Source organism: Streptomyces thermovulgaris (genome assembly GCF_002155915.1).
GTDB classification, from domain to species: Bacteria; Actinomycetota; Actinomycetes; order Streptomycetales; family Streptomycetaceae; genus Streptomyces; species Streptomyces thermovulgaris.
On the sequence record NZ_MUME01000056.1, the window covers coordinates 1 to 22160 of the forward strand.

The following is a 22160-nucleotide window of genomic DNA, read 5'->3' on the forward strand; positions in this document are numbered from 1 at the left end:
GTGCACGGGGGGCGGGAGCGGACGCTCCACGGGGGTGTCCGGCTGGAGCGCGACCGGGGTTCCGTGGTGACGGATCGTCAGCGGCGGCCCGTCCAGCAGGGTGTACGCGGCGCCCTGCCGGGTGATCTCCACCCGCAGCCGCCGCCCGCGGAACAGCAGCCTGAAGGCGAGGCGGCTGAACTTCTCCGGCAGCCGCGGCGCGAACTCCAGTGTCCCGCCGGCTCTGCGGGCGCCGCCGAATCCGGCCACCAGCGCCATCCAGGTGCCGGCCAGCGACGCGATGTGCAGCCCGTCGCGGGTGTTGTGCTCCAGGTCCTCCAGGTCCATCAGGGCCGCCTCGGCCGTGTAGTCGTAGGCGAGGCGCAGATGCCCCGCCTGGGCGGCGATGACGGCCTGGACGCAGGCCGACAGCGAGGAGTCCCGCACGGTCAGCGGCTCGTAGTAGGCGAAGTTGCGGGCGATGTGCTCGTCGTCGAACTCGGCGCTGCAGGTGTACATCGCCAGCACCAGGTCGGCCTGTTTGACCACCTGCTTGCGGTACAGGTCGAAGTAGGGGAAGTGCAGCATCAGCGGGTACTGGTCGGCGCGGGTGCCGGCGAAGTCCCAGCGCTGGTAGCGGGTGAAGCCCGCGTGCTGCTCGTGCACGCGCAGCTCGCTGTTGTACGGGATGTGCATGGCCTCGGCGGCGTCCCGCCAGGAGGCGCTCTCCTCGCTGTCGGCGCCGAGGCGCTCCGCCTCCTTCGGGTGGCGTTCGACGGCCCGGGCGGCGGCCAGCAGATTCGCGCGGGCCATCAGGTTGGTGTAGGTGTTGTCGTCGGCGAGCGCGCTGTACTCGTCGGGGCCGGTGACGCCGTCGATGTGGAAGACGCCGCGGTGGTCGTGGTGGCCGAGCGAGCGCCACAGACGGGCGGTCTCCACGAGCAGTTCGAGCCCGGTGTCGCGTTCGAAGTCCTCGTCGCCGGTGGTCTCGGTGTAGTGCACCACCGCGTGCGCGATGTCGGCGTTCACATGGAAGGCGGCCGTTCCGGCGGGCCAGTACGCCGACCCCTCCCGGCCCTCGATGGTCCGCCAGGGGAACGCGGCGCCGCGCAGCCCCAGTTGGGCCGCGCGCTCCCGGGCCGCGGGCAGGGTCCTCTGCCGCCAGCGCAGCGCCTCGGCCACGGCCTCCGGCAGGGTGTGGGCCAGCACGGGCAGCACGAACATCTCGGTGTCCCAGAAGGCGTGCCCGTCGTAGCCGGATCCGGTCAGCCCCTTGGCCGGGATCGCCCGCTGCTCGGCGCGGGCCCCGGCCTGCAGCACGTGGAAGAGACCGAAGCGGACGGCCTGCTGGATCTCCTCGTCGCCGTCCACCTCGACGTCGGCGCACGCCCAGAAGTCGTCGAGGTAGGCCCGCTGCTCGTCGGCCAGACGGGCCCAGCCGCCGTCCCCGGCGGCCGCCAGGGCGGCGTCCACCTGGGCGCTCATCGCCGGCAGGGAGCGGGTGCTGGACCAGCCGTGGGAGACGAACTTCTCCACCCGCAGCCTCTGCCCCGGCTCCAGGACGGAGCCGATCGTCAGCCGTGCCAGGTCGGGGTGGCTCTCGCCGACGGTCGTGGTCTGCTCGGGGCCGGTGACGACATGGTCGGCGGCCACGGCCACCCTGAGGCCGCTGTGCCGGGTGCGGTGCACCAGGCGCAGCCGGTGGCCGTGGGCGAAGTCCTGCTCCGGCTGCAGCGGGGACTGCAGGACCGACGCCGTCCGCGGGTCGCCGCCGGACGGGGGCAGCTGCTCGTTGGCCACCAGCTCCGACTGGACGACCACGCGCGCCCGGCGGTCGACCGCCTCCACCTCGTAGGCGATCGCGGCGATGGAACGCTGGGTGAGGGAGACCATCCGGGTGGCGCGCACCCGGATCCGGGTCCCGGCCGGCGAGCACCACTCGCAGACCCGCTCCATCACCCCGCGGCGCAGGTCGAGGACGCGCTCGTGGGAGACGAGCCGGCCGTAGCGCAGGTCGAACGGCTCGTCGTCGACGAGCAGCCGCAGCACCTTGCCGTTGGTGACGTTGATGACGGTCCGGCCGGACTCGGGGTAGCCGTAGCCGGCCTCCGCGTACGGCAGCGGGTGCACCTCGTACACGCCGTTGAGGTAGGAGCCGGGCAGGCCGTGCGGTTCGCCCTCGTCGAGGTTGCCGCGCCAGCCGACGTGCCCGTTGGACAGCGCGAAGAGGGACTCGCTCTGGGCGAGGACGTCGAGGTTGAGTTCCGTCTCGCGCACACGCCACGGCTCGACGGTGTACGCCCCGTGGACGATCATGCGGCACCTCCCTGGGCGAGGAGGTCGGCGAGGTCCTCGACGACCACGTCGGCGCCGTGCGCGTACAGGGCGTCGCGCTGGCCGACGCGGTCGACGCCGACGACGTATCCGAAGCGGCCCGAGCGGCCCGCCTCCATGCCGGCCAGCGCGTCCTCGAAGACGGCGGCCCGGGCGGGGTCGGTGCCGAGGTCGTGGGCGGCGGCCAGGAAGGTGTCGGGGTGGGGCTTGCCGGGCAGCGCCCGCTCACGGGCGACCACTCCGTCGACGCAGACGTCGAAGAGGTGCTCGGCACCGACGGAGCGCAGGACGTCACGGGCGTTCGCGCTGGAGGAGACGAGCGCGGTCCTCAGTCCCGCGGCCCGGACGGCCTCGATGTAGCGCAGCGTGCCCTCGTACGGCTCCACGCCCCCGGCTCGGATCCGCCGCAGCAGGAGTTCGTTCTTGCGGTTGCCGATCCCGTGGACCGTCTGCGCGTCGGGCGGGTCGTCCGGGCTGCCCTCGGGCAGCCGGATGCCGCGGGAGGCGAGGAAGGTGCGCACCCCGTCCGCGCGGGGGCGTCCGTCGACGTACTCGTCGTAGTCGGCGACCGGGTCGAACGGCCGGAAGTCCGCGCCCTGTCGTTCCCGCAGGAACGCGTCGAACGTCTCCTTCCAGGCGGCCGCGTGCACCGTGGCCGTTCTGGTGACCACCCCGTCCAGGTCGAAGAGGCACGCCGTGATGTCATCGGGCAGACCGAACCGTGTCATACCGGGCACTCTTCCCCGTGCGGCGGCTTTGCGGGGGGTGCCGGGCTCCGTATGCGGCGCACTTTCCGGCAGACGGGTGAGCGCGACCGGCCGGTGGGCGTCACCGCCGGGGTGCCACACTGTGGCGTGTGGAGCTGACCTTCGACGACCTCCTCGTCCGTGCCCGGGCCCTCGCCGGGGCCGGGCAGCGCGCACTTCTCGGCATCGCGGGCAGTCCCGGCGCGGGCAAGTCGACCCTCGCCGGGCATCTGGTGCGGGCCCTGAACGGCGACGGCGAGCCGTGGGCGGCGTACGTCCCGATGGACGGCTTCCACCTCGCCGACGCCGAACTCGCCCGGCTCGGCCGTCTGGACCGCAAGGGCGCCCCGGACACCTTCGACGCGGCGGGGTACGCGGCACTGCTGCGCCGGCTGCGCGAGGAGCGGGACGAGACGGTGTACGCGCCGGGCTTCGAGCGGGTCCTGGAACAGCCGCTGGCGGGCGCGATCCCGGTGCCGCCGTCGGCCCGGCTGGTCGTGACGGAGGGCAACTACCTGCTGCTGGACACCGGCGCCTGGGCGCGGGTGCGCCCCGAGCTGGACGAGGTGTGGTTCTGCGAGCTCGACGAGGACGAGCGCATCCGCCGTCTCGTCGCCCGTCACGAGGAGTTCGGCAAGACGCACCGGGAGGCGGTGGAGTGGGTGCTGGGCACCGACCAGCGCAACGCGGAGCTGGTGGCGGCGACCCGGCACCGCGCGGACCTGGTCGTGCCGCGGACGGCCGTGCCGTCCGGCCGCCGCGCGGCCTGAGCCGGCCCGCGCGGGACGGGCACGGATCCGGCCGTCCGGCACGGTGCGGCGGACACGGGCGACGCCGGCCGCGGCAGAGGTCACGGCCGGTGCTCATTTCGCGCACCCATGCTGGTCATGACGGTGAGTGGGCTATGTTGGGCGTCCGTGGGAGACAAAGGAGGCACCTCGGTGCCATCGCCGCAGCAGGTTCGCGCACAGGCATCCACGATCACCTCGGGGAAGACGGCGCCCCCCGATCAGGCCGCCCCGGCGTCCCAGCTCAGAGCGCTCTTCGACGGGCCGCATCTGTCTCCCGGGCAGCGCCGCATCGCCCAGTACCTGATCGAGAACATCGCCGAGGCGGCGTTCTTGTCGATCACGGAACTGGCGGACCGGGTGGGCGTCAGCCAGCCGTCGGTGACCCGGTTCGCCGCGGCGGTGGGCTTCAGCGGCTATCCCGCGCTGCGCGAACGGCTCCAGTCCATCGCACTGCGGACGCTGGCCGGCGGACCGGGCACGGCCCAGGAGGACCGGGGCAACGAGCTCCAGGCGGCCGTCGACGCCGAGATCGAGAACCTGGAGAACCTGCGCCGGGACTTCGCCGACCCCGAGCGCGTGATCGACACCGGCCGCAAGCTGTCGCAGTCGACCCCGCTGACCGTGCTGGGGCTGCGCATCTCGGTGTCGCTCGCCGAGTACTTCGCCTACGCGGCGCGGCGCATCCACCCGGACGTGCGGCTGGTGACCCGCGGCGGCAGCGTCGCCTACGACGCGCTGCTGCAGTCCCGCGAGGCCGGCGGCACCTGGGTGCTGGCGTTCTCCATGCCCCGGCACGCCCACGAGACCCTGGCCGCCGTGCGGGTCGCCCGCAGCGCCGGACTCAAGGTGGCCCTGATCACCGACCTGGCGCTCGGACCGGTCGCCGAGGAGGCCGACGTGACCTTCGCCACCGGCACCGGCTCCCGGCTGGTCTTCGACTCCTATGCGGCGCCCGTCGTGATGTGCGCGGCGCTGCTGCAGGCCATGACCGACGCCGACCCCGAGCGCACCCAGGCACGGCTGGAGGAGTACGAGCAGGTCGCCGACCAGCACCAGTTCTTCCTCCCGGAGTGAGCCCGCTCCCGGAGCGGGTCGACCGGGTTCGGCTCCCCTGGGCGAAGGCTGCCGTTCAGAGCAGACATGAATGTTTTCATACGTCTTGCAAAGTGAACGGCATATATAAATACTGCTCACGGATCACGGCCGGTCCACTGCCCGGCCGTGCTCGCCCCCGCACACGGGCACCCCTGCGCCGCCGTCTCCCTCCGGCGTCGGCGTACGGAGTACCCACCGGGCCTCGCCTGTGCGAGCCCACGGCGGCCCCGGTCATCCCCTAGGCCGGGGCCTCCCCCTGCCGGACGTCCCTTTCCGACGCCGCACACCCGGAAGCGAGACCATGCCCCTGACCACCACGCGCATCAGCCCGGACTGGCCCTGCCAGGTCAAGACCCCCGGCAGCTACGACTGGGAGCGCTCGGCCACCAAGTGGTTGCGCGGACTGGTGCCGGCACGCTACGGCACCTACCCCGCACTGATCCGCCATCCGGTGCTGCTCGCCCGTCATGCGCAGATCCAGGTCCAGCAGGAGATCCGGGTGGTCCGCACCGCCCTGCAGACGGCGCGCGTCGAACTGCCCCGGCTCGGCCTGTCCGAGTCGGCCATCGAGCACACGATCAAGCTGTACGCGGCGGAGCTGTTGCAGCTGCAGCACATAGCCCGCAGCGTCCGCGCGGTGACCGAGGCCCTCGTGGAGCGCAACGCCCAGCGCTGACCTCCGCCGGCCCCTTGACCGCCTCCTCCGGACCGGCGCACCCCTGCGCGGCCCCGGCCCGGATGTCGACGACGCCGCCCGCTCACCCCAAGTACCTTTATCGCTCGGCCTGTTCGCCCGCTCCGTCCGCCCTGCCCGTGGTCGTCCGCCCGTGGTCGTCCGCCCGTGGTCGTCTATTCGTGGTCGAGCGCCGTACGGGACTCCAGGGCGCGGCGGGTGTCGTCGCCGTAGACGCCCCTCTCGTCGCCGCTGATGCCGTACCAGAGCTGGAAGCGGGCCACGGCCTCCTTCAGCGTGCTGTCGTAGCGGCCGTCGACGGAGCCGTCGCGGTAGACGTCCGGAATGCGCAGAAGGCGCCGCTGCAGTGCGACGACGTCCGGGCCGGTGTCGCCCTCGCGCAGGGTGCCGGGGCCGTCCGGGTCGACCGACACGGTGGCGGTGACCGTCACGGCGGGAGCCGCGGAGGCGCCTCCGGACGGCCGCGCGGCCGGGGCGGCACCGGCCTCGCCCCTGACCGGCAGCAGCAGGGCGCAGCCGAAGCCGATCAGGGCGGCCGCGGCAATGGCCACCGCGACGGCGGCCCGGCGCAGACCGCGGCCCGCCCCGGCGGGGGTCCAATCCGGCGCGCTCCGCGGCACGGACCCCCGGGGCGGAGGCTCCGGAGGCGGCGTGGACGGCGCGGGCGGCACGGGCGGCAGTTCCTCGGTCGTGTCCTCCGCGGAGGCAGAAGACGCCGACCGCGCCGCGCGCTGGTCACCGGCCTCGCGCTCGCGCTCCTGCGCCTCCTTGAACGCCTGGATGAGTTCGGCGAGGGCGTCGGTGCGCCGGGACCGTATGACCCGGACCGGCTCCACGGGCGTCCTGCCGTACGGCTCTCCGCGTTCCGGCGGTTTCGACACTCGGCACTCCTTTCCGTCCGTGTGCAGGGGCCCTCGTCCGGGGAGTGATACGTGTCCGCCGCGCCGCCGGTTCAGGGGCCGCGGCCGTCAACGGGCGGCGGCGGGACCGCCGGTGGCGAGAAAGCGGCGCAGGGAGGACTTCAGCGCGGCGACGAAGGCGTCCCTGCGGGTGTCGTCCAGGGCGTCCAGGGACAGGTAGGGGTTGAAGTCCTCCAGCTCGACCAGCAGCAGCTCGCCGCCGGGAGCGCGGCAGGCGTCGACGCGCTGGATGCCGTGCTCGAGGCCGTTCCAGTCGATGAAGCGCCGGGCGAACTCCAGGTCCTCGGGGGCGGGTTCGTACGGGCGCAGCTCCCAGCGCCGCTCCGGGTCCGGGGCGTACAGGGCGTACTGGAAGTCGTGGTCGACGAAGTAGAACGAGACCTCGTAGGCGAAGTCGACGTACGGCTGGATCAGGACGGTGCCGTCGGCGAGGCCGGGCAGCTCGTCGGCGGTGACGACGCGCAGCCCCAGGGAGTCGGCGCCCAGCTTGGGCTTGACCACGTACCGGTCGGCCGCGGGCAGCCGGCCGAGGTCCTCGGGCCGGTCGACGGTGGGGATGACCGGGTGTCCGGCGGCGGTCAGCTCGAGGAGGTACTGCTTGCCGGCCATGTCCGCCCGGCCGGTGAGCGGGTTGTAGACCGGCATCGCACGGGCCAGGGCCCGGGCCCTGAAGTCCTCGTGGGCCTCCCGGCAGGCCAGGACGGGCCCGCTGTTGCGGACGACGACGGCCTCGAAGGCGTCCATCAGCGCGGCGGCGTCCTTCGGGTGGCACAGGGCCAGGTCGAAGTCCTCGCGCAGCCGGGAGGTCAGGTGGATGTCCTCGTCGCAGTAGCGGCGCCCGCGCGCCGGGTACGTCAGGTCGGTGACGTAGAGGAGACGGGGACGCGCGAAGGGCATGGGGACTCCTGGGACGTGATGCCGGACGGACGGGTGGGACGGGCAGGTGGGACGGACGGGACGGGAAGCGGGGCAACAAGGGCGCAGAAAGGTTACTTCGACCGGCACTCCGCCCTTCCGGCACAGGGGTTGTCCAGCACGGACGACACTGCGTGCCATGGACATCCATCCCGGATCCCCGTCCTCACCTCGGCTTTCCCTCGGAACCGACGCGAGGACCACCCCTTCCCCAAGCGACGGAACATCAGAGCGACCGGACACCTTTACGAGTGACACTGAGTGCCATACCCTGTGGCCGTGCACAGCGGCACGGACATCTGTGCACATGCGTGCACGGAAGCGCCGCGCACGCGGGATTTCCGGCCGAGCGCAGGGAGTTGACCAGCGTGTACCACCACTCAGGAAACGCCGTTCGTCCGGCAGTCGGCTCCGTGACCGGCCTCCTCGAGTCCGGGGCCGAGGATCCGGAGGCCCTGTACTTCCAGCGCTGCACCTGGTGCGGCACCGCCATGTACCAGCGGGTGCTGTGTCCGGTCTGCCGCGGCAGCGAGCTGCGGACCGAGCGCAGCGAGGGCGTCGGCACGGTCCGCCACTCCACGGTGGTGCACCGCAACACTCCCGCCGCGCGGAACGTGTCCCTGATCGAGATGAGCGAGGGCTTCATCGTGCGCGGCCGGGTCATGGGCCCGCCCATCGGCATCCACAGCGGTGACCGGGTCCGGCTGTCCACGGCGAAGGACCCGGTGCGCGGCGAGCCCGTCTTCCAGCTGATCGACGAGCCGTACCGCGCCTGGAGCTGACCTTCTGCCGGGCGGCCCGGCGCCTTCCGTCAGCCGGGCCCGCGCCCGGAGGGCACGTCCGCCCGCCTCCGCCGCGGCACGCCGCCCAGGGCCGCGCCCCGCCCTCCGCGCCCGGCGGTCCCCCGGGCGATCACGACCAGCGTCAGCACCGCGCACCCGGCATAGACGCAACCGGGCCAGGCGAGCAGCGCCGGATAGGCACCCGGTTGGACACCGGGGTGCACCTGCTGGTCCTCGATCCGGATCAGGGCCGGCACCAGCCGGCCGACGGTCACCAGGGCCCACAGGCCGAGCGCGATCCGGCTGAGCGGGCGCTGTCCGAGGGGGCCGTGGGCCAGCCAGATCATGGCGGGCAGGCACCAGATCCAGTGGTGGCTCCAGGAGACGGGGCACACCAGCAGCCCGTACAGCTCCACGGCCACGAGGACGCCGAGCGGGTCGTGCCGCCGCACCGCCGCGCGCACGGCCCAGGCCGCCGCCGCCGTCACCAGGGCGAGCACCACCGCGCAAAGGACCGTGGAGACGGCGGTGTCCTGCCCGAGCAGTCGGCCGAGCGCTCCGTGCAGCGACTGGTTGCGCACCGACCAGACCGGGCCGACGCGCCGGGTGTCCGTGACGAGCGCCGACCAGTAGCGCGCCGACTCGTGCGGGGCGACGCACCAGGCCAGGACCGCCGCCGCCGCGGCGGTCGCGACGGCCCACGCCGCCGCCCGCCACTGCCGGGTCGCCAGCAGATACAGTCCGCCGACGGCCGGGGTCAGCTTCACCGACGCCGCCAGCCCCACGCCCGCTCCCCGGCCCGCCGCCGCACGCGGCACGGTCAGCGCCCACAGGACGACGGCCCCCAGCAGCAGATTCACCTGCCCCTGGTCGAGGGTGTGCCGCACGGGCTCCAGCCACAGCCCGGCGGCGGCCCAGAGCAGGACACGCTCCCGCAGCCGGTCGTCGCCGGGGCGCGGGCCCAGCAGCCGCACCGCGCACCCGGCGACGACGAGCAGCGCGGCCACGGAGAGCGTCTGCCAGAGCGCGACCAGCACCGTCCACGGAAGGTGCGCCAGCGGCAGGAACAGCAGCGCGGCGAAGGGCGGGTAGGTGAACGGCAGCCGGGGAATGGGCGGAACGGTCCACAGCGCGTAGTCGTACAGGCCCCCGGACAGCACATGCGGTGCGGCCTCGCGGTAGACACGCAGGTCCAGCGGGTCCGTCGGATGGGTGAGGACGGCGAGGACGTGCAGGGCCAGGGAGACGCCCAGACACCAGCCGGCACGGCCGGTGAGCCACTGTCCGGCCCCGCGGCCCGTGGCCCAGATCCCCTTCACCGCACCAGCCCCGTCGTGTCGGCAGCGCCCGCAGACTAGCCCGGCGGACCCATGGGCCGGCCGCCGCCACGCCGGACACCGGCAATACGGGACGTTTTCCTGTCACTCGGGGCCAAAGGGATCCCCGGGAGCAGGAGGGGCCGGGATCGGAGCCCCCGGAGGCAGAGGGACCGGATCCAGAGGGCTCCCCGGAGCGGAGGAGCCCGGATCGGACCGGACCGGAGGGGCCTCGGGTTCAGAGGGTCACACGGATCCCGACGGTGCCCCGGGTGCCGCGGCGCAGCCGGCTGCCCAGCAGGACGAGGCGGCCGAGCAGGCCGTACTTGCGGGCGATGAGGGCGCGGTAGCGCGCGGTGGTGTCCGGGTCGCAGATCTCCGCCGTCGCCGGCACCTGTTCGCCGGTGGGGTTGCCCCGCACGTCGCAGGGACCGACGAGGACGTCGGCACGGTTGCGGATCCGCTTGACCTTCCAGGAGTCGGCGGCCGTCCACACCCCGAGCGCGTCGCCGTCGCGCACCACCCACACCGGAGTGGCGACCGGGGTGCCGTTCCTGCGGTAGCTGGTGATCAGCAGGTACTTCCCGGCCGCGAGCCGCTCCACCAGGGTGTTGTCGTCCATGCGCCAAGCCTAGAGCGTGTCTTTCGAGGAGGTGGCCGGCCGATCGGATGTGTCTGTCCGTCCGGTGAGCACCGGCAAGACCCTCGCCCGGACGGGCCGTGGACGGCACCTGGGATGATCCTGGCCGCAGTCCCGGCGGCAGTCCTGGTGGCGGCGGACGCCGAGGGACGCCGCCCCTTCGGCGCCGCTGTCACGGGCCCTTCGGCACCACCGCCGCCAGGTCAGCTCGCCGCTGCCGGGCCCGAGGTGTCGAGGGCGAGGGAGACGGCGAGGGCGCCGAGCACCGTGCCCATCATGCAGCGCTGCGTCCTGAGCCAGGAGGGGCGGCGGGAGAGGAAGACGGCGATCGTGCCGGCGGCGAGGACGATGGTGAGGTTGACCGCGACGCTGACCACGATCTGGACCGAGCCGAGGACGAGGCCCTGCAGGAGGACGTGGCCCTTGTCCAGGTCGATGAACTGCGGGATGAGCGAGAGGTACATGATGGCGATCTTCGGGTTGAGCAGGTTCGTCATCAGGCCCATCGTGAACAGCCTGCGCGGCGGTTCGTGCGGCACGTCCTGCGGGGCGAAGACGGAGACGCCGCCCGGCTTCAGGGCGTTCCAGGCGAGGTAGGCCAGGTAGGCGGCGCCGGCCAGTTTGACCGCGACGTACAGCTCCGGGACGGCGATGAAGACGGCCGACAGGCCCAGGTTCGTGGCGATCAGGTACACCATGAAGCCGGCCGCCACACCGCCGAGGGAGATCATCCCGGCGTGCCTGCCCTGGGTGATGCTGCGGGAGACGAGGTAGATCATGTTCGGGCCGGGGGTGAGCACCATGCCCAGGGCCACCACCGCCACGCCGACGATCCCGCTCGGTTCGACCATGAAGATCCCTCACTCGCCTGTTCGCTGTTCACTGTTGGCTGCTGTCGCGCACGGCCCTGGCCAGGTCGTGCGCGATGTCGTGGAGGAGGTGACGGGTGAGGAAGCCGACGGTGAGCCTCGGGTCGGACAGACGCGGGCCGTCGCGGTCCCAGTCGTCGTCGGTGAGCGCGGCCAGACGACGGGCCGGCGCCCCGGCGGCCCGCCCCAGTTCCTCCGCCACCTGCTGCGGCTCCTCGTCCCGGTAGCGCCGAGCGGTGTCCGTATCCGCTCCCACGGATAATCTCGGTGCAATCACCGATTGCCCGAGGATTGCATCGAGTCGGTTGTGGAACAGCAGGCACATGTCCCGCACATGGCAGCCGGACTCCAGGAGGGACCAGGCAGACGCGCCGGTACGGCGGCTGCTCACTCCCGGGGTCCGCAGCAGCCTCTGCCACCCGGCCGCGTACTCCAGGAGCACCTCGGCGATCGTGTCCTGCCTGGTCAGGCGGGATGTGAAACCGCAGATGCGGCAGCCGGGCGAGGGCAGGGACATCCGGCCGAGCGGCGACCTGGATCGCGCGGCCGTGTTCACTGCCTCCGGGCCTCCTTCCGGACTCGATGCAATATCCGGAGCTTACGGGAGGCAATAACTCGATGCAATCGCAGTATTGCTCTCAGTGCAATACTATGGCCGGGTGGAGCGACCAGCGAGGGGAGAGCACACCGTGACGGACTACCAGAGCGTCGCCGACGCCGTGGCCGAGGACATCAAAGCCGGCATCCTCCGCCCCGGCGACCGGCTTCCCCCGCAGCGCGAGTTCGCACGGCGGCACGGCATCGCCAACTCCACGGCCGCACGCGTCTACCGGGAACTGGCCCGCCGGGGCCTGACGGTCGGCGAGGTCGGCCGGGGCACCTTCGTCCGCGCGGCACCGGCCGCCTCCGGAACACCCGCCCTCACCGAACCGGCCGGCAGCCGCATCGACCTGGAACTCAACTACCCGGTCGTGCCGGAGCAGAACGCCCTGCTCGCCGAAGGACTCGACGCACTGCTGCACCCCGACACCCTCGGCCGCGCCCTGCGCCCGGTCGGCACATCCGGCCTCCCGGCCCTCCAGGAATCCGCCGCCGACATCCTCGCCTGCGGCAACTGGCGCCCCGACCCCGAACACATCCTGTTCGCGGGCAACGGACGACAGGCCCTCTCCGCCGCCGTCACCGCCCTGGTACCGCCCGGCGCACGCCTCGGCGTCGAGGAACTGACCTACCCCGTCGTCAAGGCCGTCGCCGCCCGGCTCGGCATCACCCTCGTCCCCCTGGCCATGGACCACGCCGGCCTGATCCCCCAGGCCCTCGAGGAAGCACACGCCGACACCCCCCTGCACGCCCTCTACGTCCAGCCCCGGCTGCACAATCCCCTCTCGCTCACCATGCCCGCCCAGCGCCTCGAACAGCTGGCCGAGACACTGCTGCGGCTCGGCATCCCCGCAATCGAGGACGCCATCTGGGCCTTCCTGCACGACGAACTGCCACCGCTGGCCGCCCACGCCCCCGAACGGACCGTACTGATCGACAGCCTGAGCAAACGCATCGCACCCGGCCTGACCCTCGGCTACGCCGTGACACCCCCCGCCCTCACCGGCAAGATCACCGCCGCCCTGCGCTCGGGCGGCTGGACCCCCATGCGCTTCGCCCTGGAAGCCGCCCACCGCTGGCAGCAGAACGGCACCGTGAGAAAACTGGTCGAGGCCAAACAGCGAGAAGCAGCCGCACGACAAAAAATCGCAGCCCGACACCTCGCCGGCTTCACCGTGCGAAGCGACCCGCGCTCCTACCACTGCTGGTGGCAACTGCCCCGCCCCTGGCGCGCGGACACCTTCGTCGCAGCCGCCGCACGGCACGGCATCGGCGTCGTACCCGCAGCCGCGTTCACCACCAGCCGCAACCACGCCCCCAACGCCATCCGCGTGGGCCTCGCCTCACCCCCACCGGACGTCCTCTCCCAGGCCCTGAGCACCCTCGCCGACCTCGCCCGCTCCGCACCCGAGGACCTCGTCACCGACTGACCACTCACGACAGCGGGACACCGGCCGCGGCACAGGCCGTCGGCCGGCGCCCCCGGAAGAGGATCACCCGTGCGCTGAACACGGCCGTGCCGCACCGCGTATCCAAGGGAGGGCGCTCAACGACCCGAGCGCTCCTCGGTGTTGGGACCGTGTTGAGACCGTGTGTTCGGGGTTCGGGAGCCACGCATGAGGCACGTACGACGACGCGTCGTCCGGCGGGTGACACGGCTGACGGCCGTCGCGGGACTTCTTCTGGGAGGAGCGATGGTCACGCAGGCGGCGATGGCCGATGAGACTCCCGGTGCTCCCGCCGCCGTGCGCACCACGGCGCAGCCGGCCGCGGCCGACAAGGGCTCCCAGCTGGTGGCACGGCTGGGAACCTCGCGTACCGCGGGCAGCTGGATCGACGACGAGGGGCGGCCGGTCGTCGCCGTGACCGACGAGAAGGCGGCGGCCGAGGTGCGGCAGGCGGGCGCCCGGGCCAAGCTCGTACGGCACAGCATGAACGAGCTGAAGGCGGCCACCGCGACCCTGCGCGCCGCGCCGCGCGTGCCCGGCACGGCGTGGGTGCTGGACTACCGCAACAACCGGGTGATCGTCCAGGCCGACAGCACCGTCTCCGCCGCCGACTGGACCCGGATGACCGAGGTCGCCGACCGCATCGGCAGCTTTGTGCACATGCAGCGCACCAAGGGCGCCTTCACCACCCGTCTCAACGGGGCGCAGGCCATGCTGTCGACCGGCGGGCGCTGCTCGGCCGGTTTCAATGTGACCGACGGGCAGCGCGACTTCATTCTCACCGCCGGGCACTGCGGGCCCGCCGGGTCCATCTGGTTCGCCGACGCGCAGGGCGGCCAGGAGATCGGCAGGACCGTCCGGACCTCCTTCCCGGGCGGTGACTTCTCCCTGGTCCAGTACACCTCCGGCAGTGCCGGCCAGGGCGCCGACATCGTGGCGATCGGCGGCGGCAGGGGCGTACGGATCACGGGGGCGGCCGATCCGGTGGTGGGGCAGCGGGTGTTCCGCAGCGGCAGCACGACCGGGCTGCGCGACGGCGAGGTGACCGGTCTGAACGCGACCGTGAACTACCCCGAGGGCACCGTCACCGGTCTGATCCAGACGACGGTGTGCGCCGAGTCGGGCGACAGCGGCGGTCCGCTGTTCTCCGAGGGCGTCGCCCTGGGGGTGACCTCGGGCGGCAGCGGCGACTGCACCACGGGGGGCACGACGTTCTTCCAGCCGGTCACCAAGGCGCTGGCCGCGCTCGACGTGAAGCTGATCGTGGCGCCGCCGCAGCAGGACCCCGGGACGTCCTCCGGCACCCCTTCGAAGGAGACCCCTCAGAGCGCCGTCGCTCCCGACGCCGCCTCCCCCGGCTCCTCCGCCCCGGTCACCGGCGGCACCGGCAGCACCACCCTGCTCTCCCGTCTCCTCGACCCCGCGAACGTCGGCCCCGGCCTCCTGGTCATCGCCGGCAGCCTGATCGTGCTGTTCGCCGCCCGCCGGATCCGCACGGAGCAGGAGAGAAAGGCCTATCAGCGGTACTACTCGGCGACCTGGGGCTGACCGGGCCGCCCCGCCGCCCGGAGCCCGGCGGGGCGGCCCGGGACGGGCACCCGAGGTGAGCGGGGGCGCCCATGGCCGCATGGGTGATTCATGTCTCATGGGCGGCTCATGGGCCCGAGGGCGGGCGGCCATGGTGCCCGAAAGAATGGTCCGCGAGCCTGCGGGCGGGCCGCGGAGGAGAGGCGGCTCAGGCCGCCCTGAGCGAACGGTGGGCGGCGGCGGCCCACTCCTCCACGAGACGCTGGTACTCCTCGCGCTGCTCACTGGTCAGTGTCCCGCCCGACCGGCGCCACAGGGCGCGGATCTCCTCGTTGACCTCCGCAGCCGATCGCTCGGAGACGGGTTCAACAGTGGTGGACATGCCGTGAAGCATAGGCCGCCCGAGGTGAAGGCGCTGTGAATAAGTACGAGCGATACGGACATATCGGACCATGTTGCTCATCACGTGAATTCCTCAGGAGCCAGGCGGTAGTTCGCGATTCAACCTCCGCCGGGCGCCGGTGTCCGCTCGCGCCCGGGCGTCTCAGGTGCCCGGCTTGCGGCCGTAGATGTACACGTCGTCGCCCGTCCTCAGCAGCGACCAGTACTTCCTGGCGTCCTTCGGGGTCATGTTGACGCAGCCGTGCGAGCCGGGCGGATTCCACATGCTCACACCGGCCGAGTGGAAGGCCTGGCCGCCGTCGAAGAACTGGCTGTACGGCATGGGCACGTTGTAGATCGTCGAGACGTGGTCGATGTTCCGCCAGTAGATCTTCTTCAGGCCGGTGCGGGTCTGGTACCCCTTGCGGCCGGTGCGCACCGGCACGGGTCCGTACACCAGCCGGCTGCCGTCCTGGATCCAGCTGATCTGGAGAGTGAGGTTGACGCAGGCTATCCGGCCCCTGTTCACCGGGCACCTGCCGGCCTTGTTGGGCTTCTTGCCCACGGCCTTCTGCTTGTTCATCAGGTTCATCACACCCCAGGTGACGGGGCCCGCGTAGCCGATGTTCGGCCTGATGCCGTGCTTGTTCTGGAAGGCCCGGATGGCCTTGCAGTCCGCGGGCGACTGCCGTCCGTCGGCCGGCCGGCCGAGGAACTTCTCCACCCGCTTCTGGTACGGCCCGGTCTTCTTCGTGCAACTGGCCGCCTGCGCGGGTGTGGCGCCGGCCACGAGTGCGAGCGGCGCCACCAGTCCCGTGGCGGCCAATAAGACCACGCCCCGTCTGCCCAGTTCTCCCATGACAACCCCTCTCCCCTCGCTGTCCGGTCGACGTCCGGCGCGCCGGCGCTCGGTGCGTTTCCGTGCCTCTGGACACCCAGACGCTCGGCGGGGGCGATTGGTTGTGCCGTGGATCACAGGGGACGCGGGGAACGGGACAGTGCCGCCCGCCTCCGGCGGGCCCGGGCGGTCCCGGGGTCCGTCCCCTCTCCGCGCGCCGGGCCCGCCGCGGCGGACGCCGGGCGGGCGGACGGGGTGCGGGGTCACCGGTAGCCGGTCGTGTCCGCCGGCTTTCCCTGGTCCTGGACCTCGCGGATGTAGCGCCAGGCGTCGGGGCGGCTGCCGTCCAGATCGGTGTAGTCGTAGACCTGGGCGAGGCCGCCGCTGGAGAGGGACCGGCCGTTCCAGCGGGCCACGTCCGGGTCGGCGGCCAGGGCGGCGACGGCACGGCCCACATAGCGGGGAGTCTCGGAGATGGCGAAGTGGGGAACCTTCTCCAGGGCGTCGCGCCAGTTCTCCTCGGTCACCCCGTAGTGGTCGAGCATCATCTCCGAACGCATCCAGCCGGGCGTCAGGGCGACGGCGGTGGCGCCGCGCGGGCCGAGTTCATGGGCGAGGGCGAAGGCCATGCGCAGGACGGCCGCCTTGGCGAGGTCGTAGAAGAAGCTGACCCGATAGGTGTCCCGGTTGTACTCGGCGGTGCCGTCGGTCATCTCCACCACCAGGCCGCCGGGGCGGCGCAGCAGCAGGGGCAGGGCGAAGTGGCTGGTGATCGCGTGGGTCTCCACCGCCAGGCGCAGCAGCCGCAGTCCGTCGGCGAGGTCGTGCTCCCACACCGGGGCGTCCCATGCGAAGAGGTGCTCCCCGCCCCAGATGTCGTTGACGAGGACGTCGAGCCGGTCCTGTTCCCGTGCGATGCGGTCCACCAGGGCGCGCACCTGGTCCGGCTCCAGATGGTCGGTGGGTACGGCGATGCCGTGGCCGCCGGCCTCGGTCACCAGGTCGGCGGTGTCCTCGATGGTCTCGGGGCGGTCGTACTCCGAGCGGCGGGTGCGGGTGGTGCGTCCGGTGACGTACACGGTGGCACCGGCCGCGCCGAGCTCCACCGCGATTCCCCGCCCTGCTCCCCGTGTCGCTCCCGCGACCAGCGCGACCCTGCCGTGAAGGGGACCCGGCATCTCCGGCCTCCTGTGTGTGCTTCGTCGGTGCGATTGCCGCCACCGAGGCTGCCGGGGAAACCTGACATCTTCTGTCGTCTTTTGTGGCCCGTCCTTCATGACCGGCGCATTTTTTGATCGACACGTACCGCGAGGTCCTCCGACCGGCTCGTCCGGTGCGGCAGTCCGCCGTGCACGGCCGGTCCGCCCCACGGGGCCGGTTCCTTCCGGGAGACGGCCGGCTCGTCGTGCGCGGTGTACGCGCACACGGCTGCGGCCCGGTCCGCCGGAAGCCGCTGCGGACCGGGCCGTACGAGCGGTCTGCGGGCCCGTGCGGCCCGCGTCCCTCCGTCAGTACCCGCGGTCGATCCACTCCTGAAGGTGCGGGGCCTCGGCGCCGATGGTGGTCGAGTCGCCGTGACCGGTGAGGACCTTCGTCTCCGGCGGCAGCGTCAGCAGACGGTCCCGGATCGAGTCGATGATCGTCGGGAAGTGGGAGTACGAGCGCCCGGTGGCGCCCGGACCGCCCCGGAAGAGGGTGTCGCCGGTGAAGACGGCGGCGAGCCCGGGGTCGTGGAGGCAGACCGCGCCCGGGGCGTGGCCGGGCGTGTGAATGACCTTCAGATCGGCGCCCGCGGCCTCGATCACCTGACCGTCGGCCAGGTGCTCGTCGGGTTCGCGGTCCGGGTGGGTCATCCGCCACAGCGGCATGTCGTCGGGGTGCAGCCAGATCTTGGCACCGGTGAGGTCGGCGAGGGCGGGGGCCGCGTTGACATGGTCGTTGTGGGCGTGGGTGCACACGATCGCGATCAGCCGCCGGCCGCCCACGGCCTTGGCGATGGCCTGGGCGTCGTGGGCGGCGTCGATGACGACCGCCTCGTGGTCGTCGCCGACGATCCAGACGTTGTTGTCGACGTCCCAGGTGCCGCCGTCGAGCGTGAACTGCCCGGAGGTGACGAGGCGTTCGATGCGCGCGGCCATCACAGCACCACCACCGAGCGCAGCACGTCGCCGCGGTTCATCCGCTCGAACGCCTTCTCCACCTCGTCCAGTTGGATGGTCTCGGTGACGAACTTGTCCAGGGGCAGGCGTCCTTGCAGATGCAGGTCGATGAGCACCGGGAAGTCCCGGGAGGGCAGGCAGTCGCCGTACCAGCTCGACTTCAGCGCACCGCCGCGCCCGAAGACGTCCAGCAGCGGCAGTTCCAGTCTCATCTCCGGCGTCGGTACGCCCACCAGGACGACCGTGCCGGCCAGGTCACGGGCGTAGAAGGCCTGCCGGTACGTCTCCGGGCGGCCCACGGCATCGATGACGACGTCGGCGCCGAAGCCGCCGGTCAGCTCGCGGATCGCCTCGACCGGGTCCGTCTTCCTGGAGTTGATCGTGTGCGTGGCGCCCATGGTGCGGGCGGTCTCGAGCTTGCGGTCGTCGATGTCGACAGCGATGATCTTCGCCGCGCCCGCCAGGTACGACCCGGCGATCGCCGCGTCGCCGACGCCGCCGCAGCCGATGACGGCGACCGAGTCGCCGCGGCCGACGTTCCCGGTGTTGATCGCCGCGCCGATGCCGGCCATCACCCCGCAGCCCAGCAGACCGGCCACCGCCGGGGAGACGGACGGGTCGACCTTGGTGCACTGGCCGGCCGCCACCAGGGTCTTCTCGACGAAGGCGCCGATGCCGAGGGCCGGGGAGAGCTCCGTGCCGTCGGTGAGCGTCATCCTCTGCCGCGCGTTGTGGGTGTCGAAGCAGTACCAGGGCCGCCCGCGCTCACAGGCACGGCACTTGCCGCACACGGCCCGCCAGTTCAGGATCACGAAGTCGCCGGGTGCGACGTCGGTGACGTTCTCGCCGACCGACTCCACCACGCCCGCGGCCTCATGGCCGAGCAGGAACGGGAACTCGTCGTTGATGCCTCCCTGCTTGTAGTGCAGGTCGGTGTGGCAGACACCGCAGGCCTGGACCCGTACGACGGCCTCGCCCGGCCCCGGGTCCGGCACGACGATCGTCTCGACCCGTACAGGCTCGTTCTTCCCGGGTGCGATCACGCCGCGCACTTCCTGCGCCATGGTGCTGTCCCCTTCCGTCGAGCGGTTCCGTCCCACTCGACCCTACGCGTGACTGATCGGCAAAGCACCGAAACGCGGCGACCGGTCTGCGTTTGCCCGGCTCACCGCAGCGGAGGAGTCTCGAAGAGTGAAGCCCGCCGCGGCCCGCTCCCCCGGACCGCCGCCCCGCAGGAGGTCACCCATGGCTACCAGGTCACGTCCCGCCTTCGACATCGACACGCTGCGCCGCGGCATCGAAGGAGACACGGCGTCCGCGCTGCTGTCGCTCTACACGGACGACGCGGAGATCCGCATCGTGGACCGCGACGCCCCGCCCAGCCGTCCCAAGGTCCTGCGCGGCCGCGAGGAGATCGGCGCGATGCTGGACGACATCTACGGCCGCGACATGACGCACACGCTGGAGCAGTGCGTCCTGCAGGGCGACCATGCCGCCTACGTCGAGTCCTGCGAGTATCCGGACGGCGTGCGCGTGCTCGCCGAGTCCATGGTCTCGCTGCGCGACGGCAGGATCGCCGATCAGCTCATGATCCAGGCCTGGGACCAATGATCGAGCAGAACGACCAGGACGAGCAGAACGAGCAGAACGAGTAGAACGAACAGCAGGACGAACAGGGGGGAGGCCGTGAGGTCGCGGGCCGCCTCACGGCCGGCCCGGCCCTGCCCGGCGGCCGGTGCGGCGTGTCCCCGGCCGGTCATGCCTCCCGAGGGCACCAGCCCGGTGGCCGCAGGATGGCCAGCAGTTGGCGGACCAGTTCGTCGACCACCTCGTCCAGGGAGGCCTCCACCCAGCCCGCACTCCAGTCGTGCAGAAGGCCGTTGACGCTGCCGATGAAGGCCGTCGCGGCGATCCGGTAGTCGCGGGGCGCCGCCTCGCCGCGTGCGGCGGCGGCCCGGGCCTCGGCACAGATGAGGTCGACCCAGCGGGACCGGCGCCGGAGGCGCTGCTCCTCCAGACGCGGGCTGACGCCGATGATCTCGACGAAGGCGATGCGGACCCGGCGCGGGTCCGAGGTGACGTTGGCGGCGTAGGCGCGGAAGAGAGCGGTGACGCGCTCGGCGAGCGGCAGCCGTCCGGCCTCGGCGAGAGCGTCCAGGACGGCCTGTTCGGCCCAGGCGTTGACCTCGAGGTGAAGGGCGGCCAGGACGTCCTCGAGGGTGCAGAACTCCTCGTAGAACTGACGGGTCGACAGTCCGGCGGCCTCGCTGAGCGCGGCGACGGTCGTCGCGCGGTAGCCGGGGGTGTCGCCGAACAGTTGCAGTGCCGCGTCCAGGAAGCGGCGGCGCCGCTCGGCCTGTCGCTCGGCGGCCGATCTGCCGCCGTAACGGCCGGTCGGCGCCCTCAGTCTGCCCGCCACGCTCTCCCCCTTCGTACGCCCGCTCCAATTTTGTCGTGTACGCGGTCTTGTGGAGCAGGCGCCCCCTCCTTACTTTTCAGTAAGTCAACTGTGAAATCAGTGGTGTTCAGACTCCCGGCTCCCCATCACAGAGAAGAGAGCAGTCATGCCTGCTGTCAGAATCAGGCACCTTTGCTCCATGGCCGCCGCCCTGGCCCTGGCCGTCGCCGCCCCCACCACCGCCACCGCGGCGCCGCAGGACCCGGCCGGGCTGCGGGAGGTGCTGTTCGTCGGCAACAACTGGGACGGCACCGCCGATGTCCTGAAGTCCAGCGGTGACTTCGCGAAGATCGGCCGTGTGAACGTCATCCCGGACAAGAAGGAGCGGATGGCCGAGATCAACGCCGACCCGATCAGATGGATCTACTTCCAGGTGATCCGGAACAGTGTCGGCGAGGGCCACGACCAGTTCGTCGACGACATGTACTCCACCCCGGACGGGAAGTCCGTGGTGGTCTCCCGGCCCAGTTTCGCCGACGTCGTCTCGATAGACCTGGCCAGCGGAAAAATCAACTGGCGTTTCCGCGTGGCCGGTTACCGCTCCGATCACATGGCCGTCTCCCCCGACGGCACCCGGGTCGCGGTCTCCGCCTCCACCGCGAACACCGTGCACGTGCTGGACATCAACACCGGAAAGCAGCTCGGTTCGTTCGCCACCGGCGACAAGCCGCACGAGAACATCTTCACCCGGGACGGCAAGTACCTCTGGAACATGTCCATCGGGGAGGTCCACACCGCGCTGGACGACCCGTTCTGGGACTGGACCAAGGGCGACCGGCGCATCACCGTCGTGGACACCACGACGTACAAGCAGGTCCGGAACATCGACATGCGCCCGCGCCTGGACGCGATCGGCCTGAAGAAATTCTCCGACGCGGTGCGGCCCGCGGTCTTCTCCCCCGACGAGTCCAAGCTGTACTTCCAGGTGTCGTTCTTCAACGGCTTCCTGGAGTACGACGTCGCCTCCGACACCATCACCCGGGTCAAGACACTGCCGAAGAACCCGCAGACCAACGAGAACCGCACCACCTGGGTCAACGACTCGCGCCACCACGGCCTCTCGATGAACCCCGAGGGCACCAAGCTGTGCGTGGCCGGCACCATGGACGACTACGCGACCGTCGTCGACCGCGCGACCCTGCAAGAGGGGCCGCTGGTCACCGCCTCCAAGCCCTACTGGGCCACGGTCAGCGGCGACGGCAAGAGCTGCGTCGTCTCGGAGAGCGGCTCCGACCAGGTCACGGCCATCGACTTCGCCACCGGGCAAAAGGTGGTGTCGGTCCCGGTCGGCGACCATCCGCAGCGGGTCCGTCTGGGCCATGTGCCGGCCGACTGGACAGGTCCGTCGGCGGGCTGACGGCCCACCCGGTCCCCCGCCCGGCGGGCGGGATCCGGCACCCCTTGTACGGGCGCCGGGGCCGCTCCCTCCGGAACCCGGGACCAGGTCCCGGACTCCAGGTTTCGGACAAGGCCGTGCACGAGGGCCGTCCGCGCACCCACCCGGTACGCGGACGGCCCTCCGTCGTGTGCGCGCCCGCCTCCCGCGCTCCCGGCCCCGCCCGGGCAAGGGCCCCTCGTCGCACCGGGCGGTCCCGGGCGGACGGCGGGAACGCGGCGACCGGGCCCGGCACCGCCCCGCCGCCCCGGCACCGGCCCACCGATCCCGCC

The 22160-nt window shown here is 72.0% G+C and carries 23 protein-coding genes; 8 read left to right on the forward strand and 15 right to left on the reverse strand.

What is annotated here, in order from left to right; all coding sequences use genetic code 11:
• Together CCN35_RS06075 and CCN35_RS06080 are read right to left on the reverse strand one after the other, a co-directional pair.
• Nucleotides 1–2295: glycoside hydrolase family 65 protein (locus CCN35_RS06075; protein ID WP_086791763.1), on the reverse strand; the 2295-nt coding region annotated here is incomplete at its 3' end.
• Nucleotides 2292–3041, reverse strand: coding sequence for an HAD family hydrolase (locus CCN35_RS06080; RefSeq protein WP_067388781.1), 750 nt, complete (start codon nt 3039–3041; stop codon nt 2292–2294). The genes CCN35_RS06075 and CCN35_RS06080, both read right to left, overlap by 4 nt.
• Before the next feature lie 128 nt (nt 3042–3169).
• On the opposite strand from CCN35_RS06080, the gene CCN35_RS06085 reads away from it, so the two are divergent.
• The 3 genes from CCN35_RS06085 (at nt 3170) to CCN35_RS06095 (ending at nt 5621) form a co-directional block, all read left to right on the forward strand.
• Nucleotides 3170–3829 (forward strand): nucleoside/nucleotide kinase family protein, encoded by a 660-nt coding sequence (locus tag CCN35_RS06085; RefSeq protein WP_067388780.1) that lies wholly within the window; start codon nt 3170–3172, stop codon nt 3827–3829.
• Between the two features lie 171 nt (nt 3830–4000).
• Complete coding sequence (locus CCN35_RS06090) at nt 4001–4924, forward strand: MurR/RpiR family transcriptional regulator (RefSeq protein WP_169721337.1); 924 nt, start codon at nt 4001–4003, stop codon at nt 4922–4924.
• Between the two features lie 322 nt (nt 4925–5246).
• Nucleotides 5247–5621: a hypothetical protein gene (locus tag CCN35_RS06095; protein WP_067388776.1), complete on the forward strand. Its 375-nt coding sequence runs from the start codon at nt 5247–5249 to the stop codon at nt 5619–5621.
• Between the two features lie 173 nt (nt 5622–5794).
• On the opposite strand, the gene CCN35_RS06100 is transcribed toward CCN35_RS06095, so the two are convergent.
• Complete coding sequence (locus tag CCN35_RS06100) at nt 5795–6520, reverse strand: peptidoglycan-binding domain-containing protein (RefSeq protein WP_086791767.1); 726 nt, start codon at nt 6518–6520, stop codon at nt 5795–5797.
• A gap of 87 nt (nt 6521–6607) precedes the next feature.
• Nucleotides 6608–7456 (reverse strand): ATP-grasp domain-containing protein, encoded by an 849-nt coding sequence (locus CCN35_RS06105; protein ID WP_086791769.1) that lies wholly within the window; start codon nt 7454–7456, stop codon nt 6608–6610.
• Between the two features lie 386 nt (nt 7457–7842).
• Between CCN35_RS06105 and CCN35_RS06110 the strand changes: the two genes are divergently transcribed.
• Nucleotides 7843–8256, forward strand: coding sequence for a Zn-ribbon domain-containing OB-fold protein (locus CCN35_RS06110; RefSeq protein WP_067388771.1), 414 nt, complete (start codon nt 7843–7845; stop codon nt 8254–8256).
• A gap of 29 nt (nt 8257–8285) precedes the next feature.
• Here the strand turns inward: CCN35_RS06110 and CCN35_RS06115 are convergent, their stop codons facing one another.
• The 4 genes from CCN35_RS06115 to CCN35_RS06130 form a co-directional block, all read right to left on the reverse strand.
• Nucleotides 8286–9575 (reverse strand): glycosyltransferase 87 family protein, encoded by a 1290-nt coding sequence (locus CCN35_RS06115; RefSeq protein ID WP_086791771.1) that lies wholly within the window; start codon nt 9573–9575, stop codon nt 8286–8288.
• Between the two features lie 235 nt (nt 9576–9810).
• Nucleotides 9811–10194, reverse strand: coding sequence for a PPOX class F420-dependent oxidoreductase (locus CCN35_RS06120; RefSeq protein WP_067388767.1), 384 nt, complete (start codon nt 10192–10194; stop codon nt 9811–9813).
• 221 nt (nt 10195–10415) lie between these two features.
• Nucleotides 10416–11063, reverse strand: a complete 648-nt coding sequence (locus CCN35_RS06125; RefSeq protein ID WP_067388765.1) for a LysE family translocator — start codon at nt 11061–11063, stop codon at nt 10416–10418.
• A 28-nt stretch (nt 11064–11091) separates the two neighbouring features.
• Nucleotides 11092–11637, reverse strand: coding sequence for a DinB family protein (locus CCN35_RS06130; protein WP_067388763.1), 546 nt, complete (start codon nt 11635–11637; stop codon nt 11092–11094).
• Between the two features lie 133 nt (nt 11638–11770).
• On the opposite strand from CCN35_RS06130, the gene CCN35_RS06135 reads away from it, so the two are divergent.
• Both CCN35_RS06135 and CCN35_RS06140 read left to right on the forward strand, forming a co-directional pair.
• Nucleotides 11771–13111, forward strand: coding sequence for an aminotransferase-like domain-containing protein (locus tag CCN35_RS06135; RefSeq protein WP_067388761.1), 1341 nt, complete (start codon nt 11771–11773; stop codon nt 13109–13111).
• A 186-nt stretch (nt 13112–13297) separates the two neighbouring features.
• The gene (locus tag CCN35_RS06140; protein WP_067388759.1) at nt 13298–14677 is read left to right on the forward strand and encodes a S1 family peptidase; all 1380 of its coding nucleotides are present in this window, start codon (nt 13298–13300) and stop codon (nt 14675–14677) included.
• A gap of 187 nt (nt 14678–14864) precedes the next feature.
• Here CCN35_RS06140 and CCN35_RS06145 read toward each other — a convergent pair whose 3' ends face one another.
• The 5 genes from CCN35_RS06145 to CCN35_RS06165 all read right to left on the reverse strand — a co-directional run bounded on the left by CCN35_RS06145 (nt 14865) and on the right by CCN35_RS06165 (nt 19098).
• The gene (locus CCN35_RS06145) at nt 14865–15050 is read right to left on the reverse strand and encodes a hypothetical protein (RefSeq protein ID WP_067388867.1); all 186 of its coding nucleotides are present in this window, start codon (nt 15048–15050) and stop codon (nt 14865–14867) included.
• A 150-nt stretch (nt 15051–15200) separates the two neighbouring features.
• Nucleotides 15201–15896: a L,D-transpeptidase family protein gene (locus CCN35_RS06150; RefSeq protein WP_067388757.1), complete on the reverse strand. Its 696-nt coding sequence runs from the start codon at nt 15894–15896 to the stop codon at nt 15201–15203.
• A gap of 242 nt (nt 15897–16138) precedes the next feature.
• Complete coding sequence (locus CCN35_RS06155; protein WP_086791773.1) at nt 16139–17053, reverse strand: SDR family oxidoreductase; 915 nt, start codon at nt 17051–17053, stop codon at nt 16139–16141.
• A gap of 330 nt (nt 17054–17383) precedes the next feature.
• Nucleotides 17384–18013 (reverse strand): MBL fold metallo-hydrolase, encoded by a 630-nt coding sequence (locus CCN35_RS06160; protein WP_067388865.1) that lies wholly within the window; start codon nt 18011–18013, stop codon nt 17384–17386.
• On the reverse strand, nt 18013–19098 hold the full coding sequence (locus CCN35_RS06165) for an S-(hydroxymethyl)mycothiol dehydrogenase (RefSeq protein ID WP_086791775.1): 1086 nt from the start codon (nt 19096–19098) through the stop codon (nt 18013–18015). Before CCN35_RS06165 ends, CCN35_RS06160 begins: the two co-directional genes overlap by 1 nt.
• Before the next feature lie 181 nt (nt 19099–19279).
• Between CCN35_RS06165 and CCN35_RS06170 the strand changes: the two genes are divergently transcribed.
• A complete protein-coding gene (locus tag CCN35_RS06170; protein ID WP_067388752.1) occupies nt 19280–19645 on the forward strand; it encodes a nuclear transport factor 2 family protein in 366 nt (121 codons plus the stop codon).
• On the opposite strand, the gene CCN35_RS06175 is transcribed toward CCN35_RS06170, so the two are convergent.
• The gene (locus CCN35_RS06175; RefSeq protein ID WP_086791777.1) at nt 19615–19794 is read right to left on the reverse strand and encodes a hypothetical protein; all 180 of its coding nucleotides are present in this window, start codon (nt 19792–19794) and stop codon (nt 19615–19617) included. The genes CCN35_RS06170 and CCN35_RS06175 overlap by 31 nt on opposite strands.
• Entirely contained in the window at nt 19791–20453 is a 663-nt protein-coding gene (locus tag CCN35_RS06180; protein WP_067388749.1) for a TetR/AcrR family transcriptional regulator, read from the reverse strand. The genes CCN35_RS06175 and CCN35_RS06180 overlap by 4 nt, the downstream gene beginning before the upstream one ends.
• Nucleotides 20454–20598: 145 nt before the next feature.
• Here CCN35_RS06180 and CCN35_RS06185 point away from each other — a divergent pair, with 145 nt between their 5' ends.
• On the forward strand, nt 20599–21849 hold the full coding sequence (locus CCN35_RS06185; RefSeq protein WP_067388746.1) for a YncE family protein: 1251 nt from the start codon (nt 20599–20601) through the stop codon (nt 21847–21849).
• The last annotated feature ends 311 nt before the right edge of the window (nt 21850–22160 follow it).

What these genes read in the sequence shown, in the direction of transcription:
- CCN35_RS06120 (WP_067388767.1), bottom strand. Translation starts at nt 10,194, where the DNA reads ATGGACGACAACACCCTGGTGGAGCGGCTCGCGGCCGGGAAGTACCTG.
- CCN35_RS06150 (WP_067388757.1), bottom strand. Translation starts at nt 15,896, where the DNA reads ATGGGAGAACTGGGCAGACGGGGCGTGGTCTTATTGGCCGCCACGGGA.
- CCN35_RS06095 (WP_067388776.1), top strand. Translation starts at nt 5,247, where the DNA reads ATGCCCCTGACCACCACGCGCATCAGCCCGGACTGGCCCTGCCAGGTC.
- CCN35_RS06185 (WP_067388746.1), top strand. Translation starts at nt 20,599, where the DNA reads ATGCCTGCTGTCAGAATCAGGCACCTTTGCTCCATGGCCGCCGCCCTG.
- CCN35_RS06165 (WP_086791775.1), bottom strand. Translation starts at nt 19,098, where the DNA reads ATGGCGCAGGAAGTGCGCGGCGTGATCGCACCCGGGAAGAACGAGCCT.
- CCN35_RS06125 (WP_067388765.1), bottom strand. Translation starts at nt 11,063, where the DNA reads ATGGTCGAACCGAGCGGGATCGTCGGCGTGGCGGTGGTGGCCCTGGGC.
- CCN35_RS06140 (WP_067388759.1), top strand. Translation starts at nt 13,298, where the DNA reads ATGAGGCACGTACGACGACGCGTCGTCCGGCGGGTGACACGGCTGACG.
- CCN35_RS06155 (WP_086791773.1), bottom strand. Translation starts at nt 17,053, where the DNA reads ATGCCGGGTCCCCTTCACGGCAGGGTCGCGCTGGTCGCGGGAGCGACA.
- CCN35_RS06175 (WP_086791777.1), bottom strand. Translation starts at nt 19,794, where the DNA reads ATGACCGGCCGGGGACACGCCGCACCGGCCGCCGGGCAGGGCCGGGCC.
- CCN35_RS06170 (WP_067388752.1), top strand. Translation starts at nt 19,280, where the DNA reads ATGGCTACCAGGTCACGTCCCGCCTTCGACATCGACACGCTGCGCCGC.
- CCN35_RS06160 (WP_067388865.1), bottom strand. Translation starts at nt 18,013, where the DNA reads ATGGCCGCGCGCATCGAACGCCTCGTCACCTCCGGGCAGTTCACGCTC.
- CCN35_RS06145 (WP_067388867.1), bottom strand. Translation starts at nt 15,050, where the DNA reads ATGCTTCACGGCATGTCCACCACTGTTGAACCCGTCTCCGAGCGATCG.
- CCN35_RS06105 (WP_086791769.1), bottom strand. Translation starts at nt 7,456, where the DNA reads ATGCCCTTCGCGCGTCCCCGTCTCCTCTACGTCACCGACCTGACGTAC.
- CCN35_RS06080 (WP_067388781.1), bottom strand. Translation starts at nt 3,041, where the DNA reads ATGACACGGTTCGGTCTGCCCGATGACATCACGGCGTGCCTCTTCGAC.